The 16,227-nt window shown below is 60.5% G+C and carries 10 protein-coding genes and 2 pseudogenes; 9 read left to right on the top strand and 3 right to left on the bottom strand.

Features of this window, described 5'->3' with window-relative positions:
* Positions 1–102 precede the first annotated feature (102 nt).
* A complete protein-coding gene (locus CSC94_RS22635; protein WP_099308651.1) occupies positions 103–459 on the top strand; it encodes an MliC family protein in 357 nt (118 codons plus the stop codon).
* Positions 460–603: 144 nt separating this feature from the next.
* On the opposite strand, the gene CSC94_RS22630 is transcribed toward CSC94_RS22635, so the two are convergent.
* The gene (locus CSC94_RS22630) at positions 604–1,080 is read right to left on the bottom strand and encodes a hemerythrin domain-containing protein (RefSeq protein WP_099308650.1); all 477 of its coding nucleotides are present in this window, start codon (positions 1,078–1,080) and stop codon (positions 604–606) included.
* 272 nt (positions 1,081–1,352) lie between these two features.
* Here CSC94_RS22630 and CSC94_RS22625 point away from each other — a divergent pair.
* The 4 genes and pseudogenes from CSC94_RS22625 to CSC94_RS22610 form a co-directional block, all read left to right on the top strand.
* A pseudogene (locus tag CSC94_RS22625) lies at positions 1,353–1,496 on the top strand (transposase); the annotation flags it as partial.
* Between the two features lie 407 nt (positions 1,497–1,903).
* On the top strand, positions 1,904–7,630 hold the full coding sequence (locus tag CSC94_RS25205) for an anthrax toxin-like adenylyl cyclase domain-containing protein (protein WP_099308648.1): 5,727 nt from the start codon (positions 1,904–1,906) through the stop codon (positions 7,628–7,630).
* Positions 7,631–8,256: 626 nt separating this feature from the next.
* Positions 8,257–9,453: a hypothetical protein gene (locus tag CSC94_RS22615; protein ID WP_133123015.1), complete on the top strand. Its 1,197-nt coding sequence runs from the start codon at positions 8,257–8,259 to the stop codon at positions 9,451–9,453.
* A gap of 56 nt (positions 9,454–9,509) precedes the next feature.
* Complete coding sequence (locus CSC94_RS22610) at positions 9,510–10,586, top strand: serine hydrolase domain-containing protein (protein ID WP_099308646.1); 1,077 nt, start codon at positions 9,510–9,512, stop codon at positions 10,584–10,586.
* A 50-nt stretch (positions 10,587–10,636) separates the two neighbouring features.
* Here the strand turns inward: CSC94_RS22610 and CSC94_RS22605 are convergent.
* Together CSC94_RS22605 and CSC94_RS22600 are read right to left on the bottom strand one after the other, a co-directional pair.
* Positions 10,637–11,109 (bottom strand): annotated as a pseudogene (locus CSC94_RS22605) (DDE-type integrase/transposase/recombinase); the annotation flags it as partial.
* A gap of 321 nt (positions 11,110–11,430) precedes the next feature.
* On the bottom strand, positions 11,431–11,928 hold the full coding sequence (locus tag CSC94_RS22600; protein WP_099308645.1) for a MarR family winged helix-turn-helix transcriptional regulator: 498 nt from the start codon (positions 11,926–11,928) through the stop codon (positions 11,431–11,433).
* Positions 11,929–12,120: 192 nt separating this feature from the next.
* Here CSC94_RS22600 and CSC94_RS22595 point away from each other — a divergent pair, with 192 nt between their 5' ends.
* From CSC94_RS22595 to CSC94_RS22580, 4 genes are read left to right on the top strand one after another with little or no spacing between them, the layout of a single operon-like run.
* Positions 12,121–14,409, top strand: a complete 2,289-nt coding sequence (locus CSC94_RS22595; protein WP_205853394.1) for a xanthine dehydrogenase family protein molybdopterin-binding subunit — start codon at positions 12,121–12,123, stop codon at positions 14,407–14,409.
* Complete coding sequence (locus tag CSC94_RS22590; RefSeq protein ID WP_099308643.1) at positions 14,396–15,271, top strand: FAD binding domain-containing protein; 876 nt, start codon at positions 14,396–14,398, stop codon at positions 15,269–15,271. The genes CSC94_RS22595 and CSC94_RS22590 overlap by 14 nt, the downstream gene beginning before the upstream one ends.
* Positions 15,268–15,744: a (2Fe-2S)-binding protein gene (locus tag CSC94_RS22585; protein ID WP_099308642.1), complete on the top strand. Its 477-nt coding sequence runs from the start codon at positions 15,268–15,270 to the stop codon at positions 15,742–15,744. Before CSC94_RS22590 ends, CSC94_RS22585 begins: the two co-directional genes overlap by 4 nt.
* Entirely contained in the window at positions 15,734–16,219 is a 486-nt protein-coding gene (locus CSC94_RS22580) for an SRPBCC family protein (protein WP_099308641.1), read from the top strand. Before CSC94_RS22585 ends, CSC94_RS22580 begins: the two co-directional genes overlap by 11 nt.
* Positions 16,220–16,227 lie beyond the last annotated feature (8 nt).

The following is a 16,227-nucleotide window of genomic DNA, read 5'->3' as shown; positions in this document are numbered from 1 at the left end:
GGCAAACCACCGGCCGTGGTCTATTGGCTGAGAAATGACGAAACCCAAACCGATCAGCAGGAGCAGAGAGTAGCTTAAATCACGCTAGAACCTGTCCAAGAGATGGGGAGTAGCTCAACCATCACCGGCACGCTGGCCGGCAACCGGCCGATTCCGCAGGAGCCGCCGCGCCGCGCGCCGCGCTTCGCGGTCGACATGTCCACCCCGATGAGCTTCTACAACCGCGTCGACTACACCTGCACGGAGGGCATTCCTCTGACGGTGGAATATGTCACCCGCGGCAACGTGGACTATGTCGCCTATACCATCGACGGTTCGCCGAAGGAGCGCCTGCCGATGCAGCGCTCGGGCTCCGGCCTGCGCTATTCCGACGGCGATGTGACGCTTCTGTCGAAGGGACGCCGGGCGATGATCGCCTTCGGCGGCTCGGACAACTTCGACACCTGCCGGCAGCGGTAATCCTCCCCCGCTCTGGAACAACGAAGGCCGCCCGGACCGGGCGGCCTTTCTCGTTTGCCGGCATGCGGTCCGGCGCCAGGGGGATGCGCGGGGGCGGATGCCATATCCCGCCTGCCAAGGCCCGCAGCGCGGGACCCGCCACGGTCACTCTTCGAGGCTGCCCTCGGCCTTCTCGTCGACCAGCTTGCGCTCCTCGGATTTGCGCTTGAGAAAGTGCTGCGCGTACCTGGCGTCTTCATCGTCCTTCAGGACTTCCCTCGCTTTCGGGAAGATTTCCTTTTCTTCCTCGTCCATGTGGTGCTCATAGTCTTCGCGCAGCGTCTTGAAGCGCGTCAGCCAGCCGGGGCTGTCGAAGGACATGCCGTTGAGATCTTCCATGATATCGTCCATCTCCTTGTGTTCGGAGACGGAATGGCGGGCATCGTCCTGCCCGCCGGGGCGCTCCATGAGCCTGGCGTAGAAGGTCTCTTCCTCCGCCGCGGCGTGGGACTTCACATCGTAGTAGAAGTCGCGCCACAACTTGCGGCGGTCTTCGCTGTCGCCACTCGTTTCGGCGAGTTTCTTCAGCAAATCGCGATGTTTTGCATGATCGCGCTCGATTTCGGCGTAAATAGTAGACATGCAAGTCTCCGAATGAAATTCGATCCACGCCCCTGTAACGACTGGTGTTGCCGGTGGTTCCGAACGGGTCGGTGCGGCCGTGAAACGTCCGGGGACCTGCCGATGCGGATTGCTGTTCCGCCCTGGCGCAGGCCTGGCTTCGACCGGCCGGCCCCGGCCATGCAAAGGTTGCGCGCTTCACGCCCAAGCCAGTGACGTGCACCCGCCAAATCGGACCGTTCTGAGCTGGAATTTTCCAATAATGATCCCTTTAACGGGAGAAGGAGAATTCCATGAAGAAGTCGAAGTTTTCCGAGACGCAGATTGCCTTCATCCTGCTCCAGGCCGATGAGGGCACACCGGTCTTTGAAGTCTGTCGCAAGCCGGGAATCAGCGACGCGACCTTCTATTTTTGGCGCAAGCGTTATGGCGGCATGCCCCGCGCTACGTTCAATCGCTGACATGGCCGCTTCCCCGCCGGTGGCGTCGATGCGCTCGAAGGCCGCAACCCACAGCACAGGCGGGTCTGGAACCGCATTCCCGACGAGGCCCGCCAGCAGGTCATCGATCCGGCTCTTGACGCGCCTGAGCTGTCACCACGCGAGCCCGTCCGCTCGTCACACCAGCCGCATCGCTTGCCGCCGACAATCCGGCGTCGATCTGTTTCCTCGTCCCGTGAAACATCTCGGGTCTCGGCAGGTGCTCTCCACTACTCTCAAGCAAATCCAGACTTTTCCATGCAATCCGAATACTTGTCAGCTTGCGAAAGACGGTGATCGAATACTGAGCTTCTTTCGCGTATGATGGCCCGGTGCTTCTTCTGGAACTGGAAGGAAGGCAGTTGATGGCCTACACCTCGCAGATCAAGGCATTCCTGACCGCAGTTCTCATGGCATTCGTGGTCGCAGGTCATGCCCGAGCATCCCAGGAAAACATAACTGCATTCAATAGCCAGTTGGAGCAACGGTCACGCGCGGCTGTCTCACTGGTCTATGGCAGTTCAGGTTCCATCTGCAGCCTCAAGGAGACCACCTCAAGGCCAGTCTGGAAGAACAAGGTCAGCTGGCTGTTGGCCTATCGGTGTTCGGCCAAGAGCGGCAAAACAAAGGAAGCGATTTCGGTCCAGATCAAGATCGTAAGCCACACGTTCGATCATCCGACGATGTCGATCCAGAGATGGAAGAATTTCATGGTCGATGAATCGGTCACGTCGAACGATATCGATCAAAAGAAAACCAGCTGGCTGGAGACGCCAGGCTATATCGCGCAGATCAAGCAACGATGGCTTCTTTCGAAGCGCCCCGGGAAAGCCGGCAACCACACCGTATGGCTGACAGCACAGGCGAAGTCCCCGTTCCACGGCTATCTTCCTGAAAACATGGACTTTATGTCCAATGATGCGATCGCGGTCCGTGTTTCAGTCGAGATCAATGTCTCGGCTGTGCAGGTGCGAAGCATCTCTCCTGCGCCCCCGGATGCTGCCCTCACCATCGCGGATCATATCCTGGCCGGTCTCGGCGGCGGGATGGACCAACCGGAACTGTCCCTGTTCGATGCCAACCCGATCCATACGGCCGATGGCAAAACCCTTCCGGCGGACTTGCAGCCATCCGAACTCCTTCGCGCTTCCGAGATGCGCAAGGGCGTCGCGACCGATGGGGTGACCGCACTCCTCGTCAAGGCCGAACTGGGCGGAAAGGCCAAGGTCCGCTTTGCTCTCGAAGGTGACATGCCCGGAACGATCGAACCGTTGCTCGATGGCAGGACGGTTGCGTTTGATGGCCGCAGCTATGCATTTGCGCTATACACGGCGCCCGGCCGGTTTTCCGCAGACGAAAACGCGGAAGGCAAAGACCCGACAGCACCTCCCGAAGCCCGCCTTGGCGGCGTGGTGGAGATGCGCGAGATCAAGATCGCGGTTTTCATCGGCGACAGTGACGTAGCCGCTGCTGAACTTCCCGTGAAGCTGGTGCGCCCGCCGGTTGTTCTCGTCCACGGGCTTGCCGCTGATCCGCTGACCACATGGGTCGACACCTTCAATGGCGGGACCAGCATGGCACACGCGCTGGAAACGGCCGGGTTCCTGACCTTCCTCGTAAACTACGAGAAGACCAACGGCATGTGGGATACCAGCGAGACATCCGGCGGCAGCTGGCTGAGAGGATCCTTGCCGGATTCGACATTCGCCGCCAACCGAAGCGTGGTCTGGGAAAGCCCGATCAAGGCCGCGCAACGTGCCGCATTCGATGCCGGCTGGTTTGAGTCCAAGCCGGTCGCGAAGCGCTTCGACAGCCCGGAGGCAATCCGGATCGCCGGCATTTCCGGGGCATTGCGCTACTATCGCGAGGACCTCGGCATTGCCGCGACCCAGGCCACGGTCATCGGGCATTCCATGGGCGGTCTTCTTTCGCGGGTCTGGGCGTCCGATCGCTACAATCCAGATTATCGGGCGCCGAGAAATTTCGGCGCCGGCGACATCTACCGGCTTGTGACGCTGAATACGCCGCATCACGGCAGCGAGGTTCCCGAGTTGAAGGACGCGATCGCGGACGCCATGATCGAGGACGAACCATGGTTCGCCTGGGCACGGCGTGAGCTGGTCACGTCCGGCCTCAACTTCTTTCTCGACCCGGAACCAGGAGCCGTCACCGATCTGCGGCCGGGGAGCGCCGCGCTGAAGCGGATCGGCCCCACGAGGGTTCCAAGTCTGGCAATTGCCACGACGGCTGACCCTGGACAGTTCAACGACCCGGAGGCCGATCCGCTCAGCCTCTACAATTCGCTTTATGCACTGGCGGGCACGATCTTCTTCCAGAACCAGCCCTTGCTGGACCAGTTTGTCCGAAGCCGGTACTACCGCTGGCGCAATACCGCTGCCCCTTTCAGGAACGAAACGGACTGGCGGGGAGAAACCCCGCTCCTGGGCGGAGAAGAGCCGGATCTGGCTGCATTTGCAGCGATCCTGCGTGAAACGCTCGATTCGACGGCCCACTATTGGGCTCGAAAACGCGACGCGGAAACGGATGCGGAGATCCTTCGCGACCTGGAGACGGTCGCGGTGCTTCCGTTCGGCTACCTGCGCCCGCAAATGGGCAATGACGACGATCTGGAGATCCTGATAAAGAAATCCGCGAGCAAGATCGCTCTCGGGGTCGATGCCGGCCGCTACTACGACGAGTCCAAGACCGATGATGTGCCGCGTGCCTTCATGGCCATGCTGCATGATCTGGTCTTTCACAACGATCCGAGATCGGACGGGGTCGTCAAGCTGACAAGCCAGTACGGCGGGGCGGTCGAGCACGCGCCGATTCCTTCCGTGCTGCATAGCTACTCTCCCTGGCACCCGGAGGTCCAGAAGCGGCTCATCACGGCACTGAAATGGCAGCCCGGCCTTTTTGATCCCGAAGGCTTTCCGGAAGCGGGCGAGTTGACACCGCGCTTCCTGCCGGGCCGCCAGTTCACCGATGCACGGGTAGCCGGCGAACGGGCGATCCGTTGGTCCGGAATGGTTCCGGCTCATGCCGCGCAGTATCTCAAGATCGCTGACAGGCGCGACGCGATCGTGCTGGTCCGTCCGGTGAATGCCGATTCGACGGGGCTCCTGGCCGACAATGCCGCAGCCAAAGGTATGAATGTAAAAGGCAAAAGTTCCAACTGGGGTCCCCAGTCGGGCTATATTCCCGTCAACCAGCGCTACAGCAAGATCTGGCGGATGTTCCGTGACCCGTCGGTTCGCAAAGCGATGATCGACGAGTACAACGAGAAAGTCACCGAGAGCACGACGACGGATCATCCGGACTTCCAGGGCGAGAAATTCGCGATGGAGCGTGCCTTGACCGTCGTCAACAACGAGGGCGAAAGTTGCGCCGTCCTGAACGATTCCGAAGGTGGCGATGCCGAGAACGACGTTATCCTGAAATGCCGTGAAACCTATTACGACTGGCGCAATTCGGAGAAGAACGGCCAGCCGGCATTCGACCCGAGCCGGCCGCTGGAGCCGTCGATGCGCGACGAAAAGGTCATGGCACGGCTGCGGCCGCTGCTGGTGCTGGCTGATCCGACACAGGTTCACAAGCCCTACCTCACCGCAGACTATGACCTGCTTGCCATCGGCTTCCGCGATTTCGACGGCGATCACGGTCCGCCGGAGGACGTCGCCGGTGCCGAATTCGACAAGGTCCGGGGGATCATCTCCAACCGGCAATGGGACCTGGTCGACGAGATCAACCGGGCGGTCCAGGGCAACGCCTGCTACCAATCGGGCCAGGTCACCCATCACGGTCCGGAAAACCAGTATCCGAAGTCACCCTACGTCGACTACCCTGTGCTCGTGTTCGATCCCCGGTCGAGCGGCGATGACACCGATGGCATTGCCTATCTGGTCCGGCAGGGTCCGCCGGGCTTTCGTGACATCCATCTCAAGCGGCTGTTCGAAGAAAAGATCGCAGAGGGCTTCGACCTGTGGCCGAATCCGGTCTCGAAAGGCTGGCAGTGGGAAAAACGGCGCAAGTTCGACCAGAGCCGAGGTTATGACCCGAGGGACGCCGGCAATCTGCTGGTCTACGTGACGGAAGCGCCGGAACCATCCGCTGAACGCGAACCGGTCCGCTTCGATGAAGATTGCAGCCGGATACGACCGTCAAAGACCGGGGCAGCCCGGGACGAACCGGTGCAATCGGACGACGGAGGCGGGAAGGAAACCGCTGCGGTGGAACAGGTCCCGGTTCAGTCGGACACTCCGATGGCAAAGGAAATGGTGGCACAGAACGATGCGCCGCCCGCTGACTTGAAAACGCAAGCCGAACCCGATCCGGTGGAACCGGCACCGAAGGACCAAAGCCCGCCAACCGCATCGGACACCGAACTTGCGGTCTGGAACGATGTCAAGGACAGCCGGTCGGTGGACGAGTTGAAGGTCTACCTGGAAATGTTTCCAGATGGCGTGTTCGCGCCACTGGCCCGTCTGCGCATCAAGCGGATGGGAAACCGAACGACCGATACCGCCGGCAATCTGACGGGCCGGGCCGACAGCGAACCGAAACAGCCGCCGACTGCATTGATGGACAAGGTGTTTTCCAGCGACGGTCACTGGCTGAAAATTCTTGCACGACCAAACGGCGATTTCATCATTGCCGGTGCGATGAAACATGACACCCACGACGATCCCCTGCCGTGGATCGGCCGGATTTCGCGAGAGGGTGAACACGTCTGGGGCTCGTTCCTGGAACCAGGCGCCCCCGGCTTCGTCATGGATCTCCTGGAGGCCGAGGATGGCGAGTTCCTTGTCGTATGGAGCGAGGGGTTCGGAGGAACGCAGGGATCGGTTTCACGATTGGGGCGCTATCGCGACGATGGCAGCGTGCTTTGGACGACGATACTCGGAAAGCAGTCCGGCGGATATGGTTGGGTCCATGCTTCGTTGCTCGCGAACGGAAACATCGTTGCTGGCGGTCCCCTGGGCAAGACCCGCGATCGGGCATCCGGAGTGGTCGTCATGCTGGATGCGCATGGCAAGGTGGTCTGGACAACCGAGGATCTCGGCAGAAAGCATGAACGGATTGAATGGTTAGGGTCCAGCGGGAGCCGCACAGCCGTCATTTCGGTGTTCCGCAAGGAGGGTGATCAAGGCGAGGCCAGTGGCCACCTCCTTTCGCTACTGGACCAGCGCGGACGCATCGAGACGTCCATCGAGATCGACCTCGGCCTGAACGACGGCAAGCTTTCGATCACCGGTGCTGTTCTCCTCAATGACAGCGAATTCATCGTCGCCGGTGAGGCTTCCAAATACGGCAATGACGGTTTCACCAGGGCGGTTCTTGCCCGCATCAATGCAAGTGGCGAGCCTGTCTGGAAATTGGAGAGGGACTTCGCTCGTTATATCGTCGGCAGCGAGATCAGCCCGCTGCCCGACGGTTCTGTCCTCCTCAAAGGCTTTGCCAGTGACCATTGGGATCACAGGGCCGACTATGACACCTGGGTTGCGCGCTACTCGCTGGCCGGCAAGCTGTTGGACGAGACATTCCTCGGCGAGGTCGGCCAATCGGACTATGTCTACGGCATGGCCAAGCTTGACGATGGTGGTCATGTCTTCGCAGGGGGACATGAGACCAGGACCAAGGATGGAAAATACATTTCCAGGCCGTGGCTCTTCACGTTGCCGGCGCCGAAGGATGCCGCAAACACGTGGATAATGGGTGCGCGGGCTGATTTCCGCGATCTGTGCGATCAACTGGCAGCTGATCCCGGCGACCGATCACGGCCGGAGCGTTTCATCGGAGTCGCCATGAAAGCGATCGATACCGGACGCGCGACTGACGTGTGCTCGCGCGCTGCGCGCTTCCATGGCAACGAAGCGCGCATGTTCTTCAATTTCGGACGTGTGCTCGAGAGTTCTGGCGCAAGGCTCGGAGCCATTCGCCAATATGCCAAGGCGCTTGAAATCTCGATGAGCGAAGGTGCTCCGCATGTGGCCAGTGCAAAGCGGATCGTCGAACTCGAAGTCGAGAACAAGGCACGCCGCGATCTGCTCATGTCGCTCCTGAGCAGGCTGGATTCAGACAAAGGAAAGTAGTTTCGCATGCTCCCCGGCTGGTGTGCTTGAGCCGTCCAGCGGCCCGACCTGCCGGATGCCTGGTCTATCAAAGCCTTCGCTCAAGAGCGCTTCGAGTTTGGCAAGGGCCCAAACTTCGAACTGATGAGCCCGCCTTCTTTCAACAGCTGAATATGATGCGAAATTTGCAGCGTGTCGTCGTCGTCAACGGGCAAGCAGATGGAGGCCTGCGTGTCGTCGCGGCTTGCTTCGATCGACAAAAGATTTTCCGTGCAGGATCGATATCCCGTTTCGAAAGCTTAAACTTGCTCCTTCCCGGGGAACAGCTCCGAACGAAATTGCCCGGCTTCCAATCCGGTATTGCTGATCTGTTCCGCATAGACTGTCCGTCGCCAAAATGAACGTGTCCCGGGCATCTGGAATACCCGGCATTTTCATCTTGTTAGCCCCCGGCCCCCGCCAGGAAATTCAGCGGAAACATCCAATAGAACAACGATCCGTCCTTCAGGAATGGGAGCAACTGAAAACGTCATCATTGAAAATTATACTACCATTTAATTAACATTATCTCGACTGTATTATCGTTTGAGTTTACAATTGTCCTCCAGAATTCGGCCGGGGTAAGCAATATATGGGTGTCAAATGCCATGGCGATTGCAATCCTTCCCGGTATCTTTCTGGTCTTTGTACTGATCGTTCAAAGCTTTGCTGATCCGGCACCTAGCTTTTGCGTGAACGAACGCTCCCGGCTACCGGAAAACTGGCGTCCGCCAGCGGAACTGACTGGCCGTCTCAACACGGCGCCCTGGACGCAGAAGGAAGCGCAATACGCAACCTATGCCATCCGAAAAGGAATCAAGGAGATTTCGGACTATTACCGGGACAAACCCGACGCGATTTTCTCCGTGGGCGCGGACACGGTCGAGTCGCTGATACAAGTGACCTATGCCAGTGCGAACACGCCGGCTTTCGACAAGATGGTCCGGCGCAGGTCACGTCAACTCTTGAGCCGTTTGATTGAAGCGCACATTGGAAAACCGGCGGCTTCGGTCATTTGCGAAGATTTTGTGAATCTCTTGCCGCTCGCCATATTCGCCCACAGTCTCGCTCCCGAGCAAGACCGCCGGACAGCGGAGATCACAAAGCGCACCAACATGGCATACCGCGACTGTGGGTCACTGCTTGAAGCGACCGACTATGATCTTGACAAGACCCTGAAAGACCCCGCGGTACTGCCCGCTGATCTTATGAACGTCTATATTTGGGCGCTCTGGTTCAATGAAGCGACATTGTATCCCGACATCGAGTTGCCGGATGAAACAAAGGCCTACGCGTCAACTTTCTGGGACTTTCTGAGACGCTATCCCCTGAAAGGTGCCAGCGACTTTGAGGCCGGCCGGCATGACGAGAGGTTCATCGCCAATGCGGATCTCGCCCCACATGTCGTCCACCTGATTACCGGTACAAATCGATACCCGATCCGTATCGAAGATGATCCGCGCCTCTATCGCTATCACCGCGAGAATTTCTACGCGGTCATGCAGACGGAAGAACTCGATCTGTTCGCATCCTTTGTCGATACGCTGAGACAGTATGGCTGCACGGAAACCAATGATGTCCAGGTCCGCGATGGAACGCGCTTCCTGTTGCAGGTCTTTTATGATGGCGGTGGCGAATGGATGGATTTCCGTCAGGACGGCGAGACTGACGACAGCATCGATGCCTATGGACTGGTCCACTATCCCTGGACCGCCGTGCTTGGCATCCGGCCACGCAAGCCGGAACAGCCGCAACCGGACAACCTGGGCGGGATCATTCAGCGGTGGCTCTCGGAAAAACGATGAGCTTGTTGAAAGGCGGGGAATGAACTCAACCATGGGGCGCCGGACAGCGTAGGCAGATGGACGAAACAATCACGAACTGGATGGAACGGCATCATGTCCCCGGGCTGGCCGCTTGCATTGCAAGGGAAGACCAGATCGTCTGGTCACGGGGGTACGGCATGGCCAATCTCTCGAAAGGCATCCCGTTTTCCCCCGACCGAAGCCTGTTTCCGATCGCCTCCATCACGAAAACCATCACGGCAACCGCCGTCATGCAGCTGCGCGACAGGGGATATTTCACGCTAGATGACGATGTGAACCGGTTCATCGGGATCAACATACGAAATCCAGGGCATCCGGACGTGCCGATAACCTTCAGGCACCTGCTGACGCACACGTCATCCCTGAAGGATGACGACGTCCTGTATTCGCTCTATGCAGCCGGAGATCCGACACGATCGCTGGGCGACGTCATCGCCGAGTATTTCAGGCCCGGAGGGAGTCTCTGGAGCAGGAAAATCTACAGCAAACAACAGCCCGGAACCCGGGAACGCTACTCGAATGCGGGATTTGCCCTGTTGGGCCATCTGGTGGAGCAGGTCAGCAACAAGCCGTTGGAAGACTACCTGCAGCAAAACATATTCAGCGTGATCGGAATGGACGAGACATCGTTCTATATCGGCAAACTTGATCTCGAAAAGCAGGCACGCGCCTATACCTATGCCAAGAAGCTCAGGCGCCAGCTGGTACCGGGAGACGGCGACGGCAATCTGTTGCCGGAGGGCGTCACACCGAAGATCGGATACAACGAACACGAACTTTACAGCTATCCGACGCTTGCAGACGGGATGATCCGTACCAGTGTCAACCAGCTGGCCCGCTTCATGATCGCAATGATGAACGAAGGACGATTTTCCGGGGTTCAACTGCTGGGCAAGGAAACCGTCAAGGAGATGCTTCCCAAAAGCGGACCCGGGCTGGCCTGGTTTCGGCGCGGCCCGTACTGGGGGCATGATGGCGGTGATCCGGGTTGTACGACCGAGATGCAATTCAATCCACGAACAAGAACAGGCTACATCATCTTTGCCAATGCAGATGTCGACCTGAAGAAAATGGTATCGCATATCGAACAAGCAGCGGAAATCATGGCCTGAACGCACCCTCCTGTCCGTCGTCAGAGGTTTTGAGCAAGTCGGCGGCCTGATCTGGTGGAGGCTCTGGTTCTGCAGGTCCGGCGCCGTATCCGTTCCCGCTTGAGCAGATTGAAGAAGCTCTCGGCAACCGCGTTATCATGGCAGTTTCCGCGCCGGCTCCTCGAGTGTTCCAGATTGTGGGCCCTGAGGAACGAGGCCCAGTCCATGCTGGTGAACCGGGAACCTTGGTCCGAGTGGATCAGCACCCGGCTCTCCGGCTTCCGTCTCCACACGGCCAACAGCAATGCCCGCACGGCCACGTCCGTCGTCTGACGGCTCTGCACCGACCAGCCGACGACGCGCCGGGAATGGAGATCGATCATGACGGCCAGATCGGCGAAGCCTTCCAGAGTTCTGATGCAGGTGAAGTCGGTGACCCGGACCCGGTCGGGCGCTTGTCGCCAATCCGGGCCTTGATACCTGCCGAACTGGCGAGACGTGCAACGCGGTTCGGGCAGCACGTCTCACCCTGATCCAGCAGATCGAATGGGTCGACTGGTTCAACAACCGCCGTTTGCTGAAGTCCATCGGAAACGTCCCGCCAGCAGAGGCCGAAGCAAACTTCCATGCAGCTATGGAAACCTCAGAAATGGCCGCGTAGCTTATATCAACCAGCCTCCGCCAAACCCGGGGCGGTTGAGAGCGACATGCCCGAGGCCTCGAAGTCCTTCTCACCAATCCCGTCATGAAACGCAGAGAGACTGGTGGAAAAACCTGCATCCTCGGCCAGTCCAAAGCCGACTTCAGCGCGGCCGCGAACACCTTCGTCCGGCAAGCCCGGCTGTGCTATTAAACCCCTCGACGACTAGGCTTCCAGGACCTTGCCGAGCTTGGCTATGATAGCGAAGAGCGCTTCGCGTTCCTCGCGATCCAGGGAACAGATCACCTCGGCCTGGCTTCGTCTCGCTATGACGATCGCCTCATCGTGCAGGGCCTTCCCCTTCCCGGTGATCCGGCACGCAATCTTCTTTTTCGAGTTCTTGCTCTCAGGAACAATTTCAAGAAGGTCACGCTTCTCCAGCAACCGGATCGTGCGGCTGACCAGCGCCTTGTCGGATGTCGACTGAACGACAAGGTCGCCAAACGGCAACGTGCCCGCGTGCGCGACGAGTGAGAGGACCCGCCATTCCGAGATCGAAAGACCGTATCGGCTGGCATAGGGTTGCGTCACCTGCCGGCGAAGTGCGCTCATCAGCGCACTGACCCTCGTGGTCAGGAAGTCGTGCACGATCAGTCCCTCTCCGCTCGGATCGAGATCCGACCAGGGACATGCCACTTCGTTTTCCTTCACGCTCTTGCTCATCTGGCTTCGTCAACTCGCATTCTTCAGCCTACTCCCCTGCAGGTTTTCAAGCTTGGCGAAGCTAAGTCAATGATTCCCTGCAATTAAAATATTTTTGTTGACTCATCAATAAACTTAGATCAGCGTATTGATTAATCAACAAACAGCCCGGAACGTCAAGCGGGCAGCAGTGGGCAGTCAGGAGGGATGCACATGGCGTCGACCGTGATCGGCCAACCGGTGCCGCAGGTTTCAGCCCTGGAAAAGGTGCAAGGCCGCGCCGTCTATGCGGGTGACCTGGCGTTTCCCGGCATGCTGCATGCCAGGGTCCTTCGCAGTCCCTATGCCCATGCCCGCATCCGGTCAGTTGATGTCTCGGCCGCGCGGGCCCTGCCCGGTGTCAAGGCGGTTGTCACCGGCGCAGACGTTCCCGAGCGACGCTGGGGCGTGGCCCACAAGCAGCAACATGTCCTTGCAAAAGGCGTCGTCCGGTTCATCGGTGAGGAAGTTGCGGCTGTGGTCGCCACGAGCGAGTCCGTTGCCAATGATGCGATCGATCTGATCAACGTGGATTACGAGCCGCTCGACGCCCTGCTCAACGCGGGATCGGCATTCGACGACGATGCGCCACAAGTCCATGCCGAAGGCAACCTGGCGCACGAGATCCGGATTGCACGAGGCGACGTCGATGCAGGTTTCGCCAGTGCGGACCTCATTCACGAGGACGTCTACTCCACCCAATCGCAGTATCCGGGATACATGGAGCCCATGGCGACCGTGGCGACTGTCGACGGGACAGGGAAGCTCACCGTCTGGACCGCGACGCAATCGGTTTTCCTTGCCCGCCAGCGTCTGGCCGAGGCACTCGACCGCCCGGTGTCCACGATCAGGGTACACCAGCCCGCCGTGGGCGGCGGCTTCGGCGGCAAGATCGTCGAGGAACGCTCCAGCGTCATCGCCGCATTCCTGGCCACGGTGGTCGATCGCCCGGTGCGCCTCGGATTGAGCCGGCTCGAGGATTTCCAGTCCGGCTGTTTCAGTGTTCCCACGCGCATCCGGCTCAAGATGGGCATGCAGAACGACGGCCGAATCGTCGCAAAGGAGGTCGATATCCTGGCCGAATGCGGCGCCTACGCGGGTCTTGCCCCTGAAGTCATGCTGGTGACGGCCATGCGCAGCGACAACATGCAGCGCATCGAGAACGTGCGGTCACGGGCCCGGCTGGTCTACACCCACACCATGCCCCGCGGTGCGTTTCGCGGTTTCGGTGGCACGCAGATGCTCTTCGCCCTGAACAGCCACCTTGCGACGATGGCGGACAAGCTCGGCATTGACCCCGTCGACCTCCACCGGCGAAACGCGATCCGCACCGGAGACACCAGCGTTCATGGCTGGTCGATCGGAAGCTGCGGATTGCCTGAATGCCTCGATCAGGTCACCGGGGCAATCGGCTGGTCGGCGAAGCGCGAACGCCCGGAAACCGGCGGCGTCCTGCGGCGCGGCATCGGAATGGCGGCAGCAATGCATGTCAGCGGCAACCGTACCATGGGCAACTGGGATGGCTCGACCGTTACGCTGAAGGTCAACGAGGACGGCCGCGCGGTAATCCTGACAGCTGAGTCGGACATGGGCCAGGGCGCCAATACCATGCTGAGTCAGATCTGCGCCGAGGAACTCGGCATTCCCCTCTCGCATGTCACCGTCCTGGCACCTGACACGGACACCGCGCCCTATGCGCTCGGCTCCATCGCTTCGCGGGTCACGGTCAATGCAGGCCACGCCATGCTCAAGGCCGCGAAACAGGCGCGCGACCAGATCCTGGACGCGGCTGCCGCCAAGCTCGGTTGTGACGCCGCGGACCTCTCCATCGTCGAAGGCGTCGTCCAGTCGACGGTCAACGACAACCTGTTCGCCCCGCTCCCGGAAATCTGCCGCTACCACATCTTCCGTCATGGCGGCGAAGGCATCCTCGTGACCGCAACGCATGATCCCCGCACCGTGATGATGGACAAGGATCACTACGGAAACATCGCCCCGGCCTATTCCTTCGCTGCCCAGGCGGTCGAGGTGGAGGTGGATACGGAAACCGGCCAGGTTCAGGTCGTCGAGACGTGGCTCTCGGATGACTGCGGTCGGGCGATCAATCCGCTTGCCGTCCACGGCCAGTCCAACGGCGCCGCGGTGCAAGCCATCGGCTGGGCCCTGCACGAACATCTTCAATTCGAGGACGGGCGGCTGATGAACGGCAATCTCGCCGATTACACGATGCCGACCGCCGACGCATTGCCCCGGGTTAACAGCAGCATCGTGGAATCGAATGATCCCAACGGCCCGCTCGGAGCCAAGGGCGCAAGCGAAACCGCCATCCTTCCCGGCGCGCCGGCCATCGCCAATGCCGTTTACGATGCCATCGGCGTTCGCATCACCGATTTGCCGATCACGCCGGAAAAGATCCTGGCCGGTCTCGCCGCCCTGGGAGAAAAAAATCATGCGTCCGTTTGATTTCCTCGAACCGTCAAGCCTTCCCGAGGCCCTGTCGATGCTCGCCGAGCACGGCGACGCGTGCTGCATCATGGCCGGAGGCACCGCGCTTCTTCTGGCGATGCGCCAGCGCATGCTGGCGCCCGAAACGGTCGTTTCGCTGGGCAAGCTCGACGAACTTCGCGACATTGCCTTCGACCCGGACGCTGGACTGCGGATCGGCGCGCTGGCCCGCCACGCGGATGTTGCCGGCTCCTCGATCGTCCAGGCTCACTGCCCGGCGCTGGCCGGCATGGCCGGCGGCCTTGCCAATCCGCAGGTGCGCAACCAGGGAACGATCGGCGGCAACCTCTGCTATGCCGATCCGGCCACGGACCCGGCGACCTTTCTCCTCGCCGCCGGTGCCGAGGTCACAATTGCCGGCCGCGGCGGTGAACGGCGCCTGCCATTGCGCGCGTTCCTGGTCGACTATTTCACCACGGCCCTCGAATCCGGCGAGATCCTGACCGCGATTCATCTCCCGCCGCCAGGCAGCCGCCAGATGCTGTACCGGCGTTACCTGCGCACGCCGGCCGAACACCGGCCAGTCGTCAACATCGCCCTGTCGGCCGTGACGGACGGCGGGGCACTTTCAGATGTGCGCCTGATCGTAGGGGCGGCAACACCGGTTCCCCAGGCACTCGCGCAGACGGAGGACTTCCTTGCGGGCAAATCGGTCAACGCGGCCATCGCCGCGGAGGCTGCCGCATTGGCGGGAGCGGAAGTGGAGCCGCTGTCGGACGGCCGGGCGGATGCCGCGTTCCGGCGCCAGATCGTCCGCACCGCCACGCGCCGCATCCTGCTCGATGCCGCAGGACTCGACTGGAAGGACAATGCCGCATGAGACGCAAGACCCTGTCGATCACCGTCAACGGCGAGCCGGTCGAAGCCGATGTTCCGGCCAACCGCCTTCTGTCCGAGTTCATCCGGGAAGACCTCGCGTTGACCGGAACGAAGCGCGGCTGTGAAACCGGTGTCTGCGGCGCCTGCTCCGTCCTTGTCGACGGCAAGGCGCTCAAATCCTGCCTTTGCCTTGCCGCGCAGGCCGATGGCGCATCAATCACCACCATCGAGGGCCTGGGATCCCGCGACGACCTTCATCCGCTCCAGGAAAGTTTCATGGCGTGTGGCGGATTGCAGTGTGGCTATTGCACGCCCGGCTTCCTGATCGCCGCGGCGGATCTCCTGGCACGCAATCCCAGACCTAGCGACGACGAGATCCGTCAGGGTCTGTCCGGCAACCTTTGCCGCTGCACCGGATACCAGGGAATCGTCGACGCCATCCGCGAGGCATCGGAGAAAATGAATGGACATTGAGCTGAAGCATGACTTTGCCGCGCCGGCGGACCGCCTCTGGACCCTGCTGCTCGACCCGCATGCCATGGCGAACTGCGTTCCCGGCATGCAATCCGTCGAGGTGGTCAGCGACACGGAGTATGTCGCCCGCATGAAAGTGAAGATCGCCTTCATCAGTGCCAGCTTCACCATTCGGACCGTGATCACCGAACAGACATCACCGGACTACCTGAGGTGCGAGTCCACCGGCGAGGACAGTGCCGTGGGCAGTTCGGTCAAGAGCATCAACGAGATGTTCCTGATCCCGGATGCCAACGGCGGAACGTCACTGCGGGTCAAGTCAAAGGCAACGGTATTCGGCCGTCTCGGAACGCTTGGCCTGAATCCGATGCGGACCAAGGCAGACCGCCTGTGGGTGGAATTCTGCGCAGCAGTCGAAAAGGCGCTGGAAGACGCCGGCAGCGGCCAGGAAACACAAAGGCAATCCATCGCCTGAACAGCAAC

This window comes from Zhengella mangrovi (assembly GCF_002727065.1).
GTDB lineage: Bacteria > Pseudomonadota > Alphaproteobacteria > Rhizobiales > Rhizobiaceae > Zhengella > Zhengella mangrovi.
Note: the sequence above shows the minus strand (reverse complement) of the source record. Positions and strands in the feature narration are given on the sequence as shown.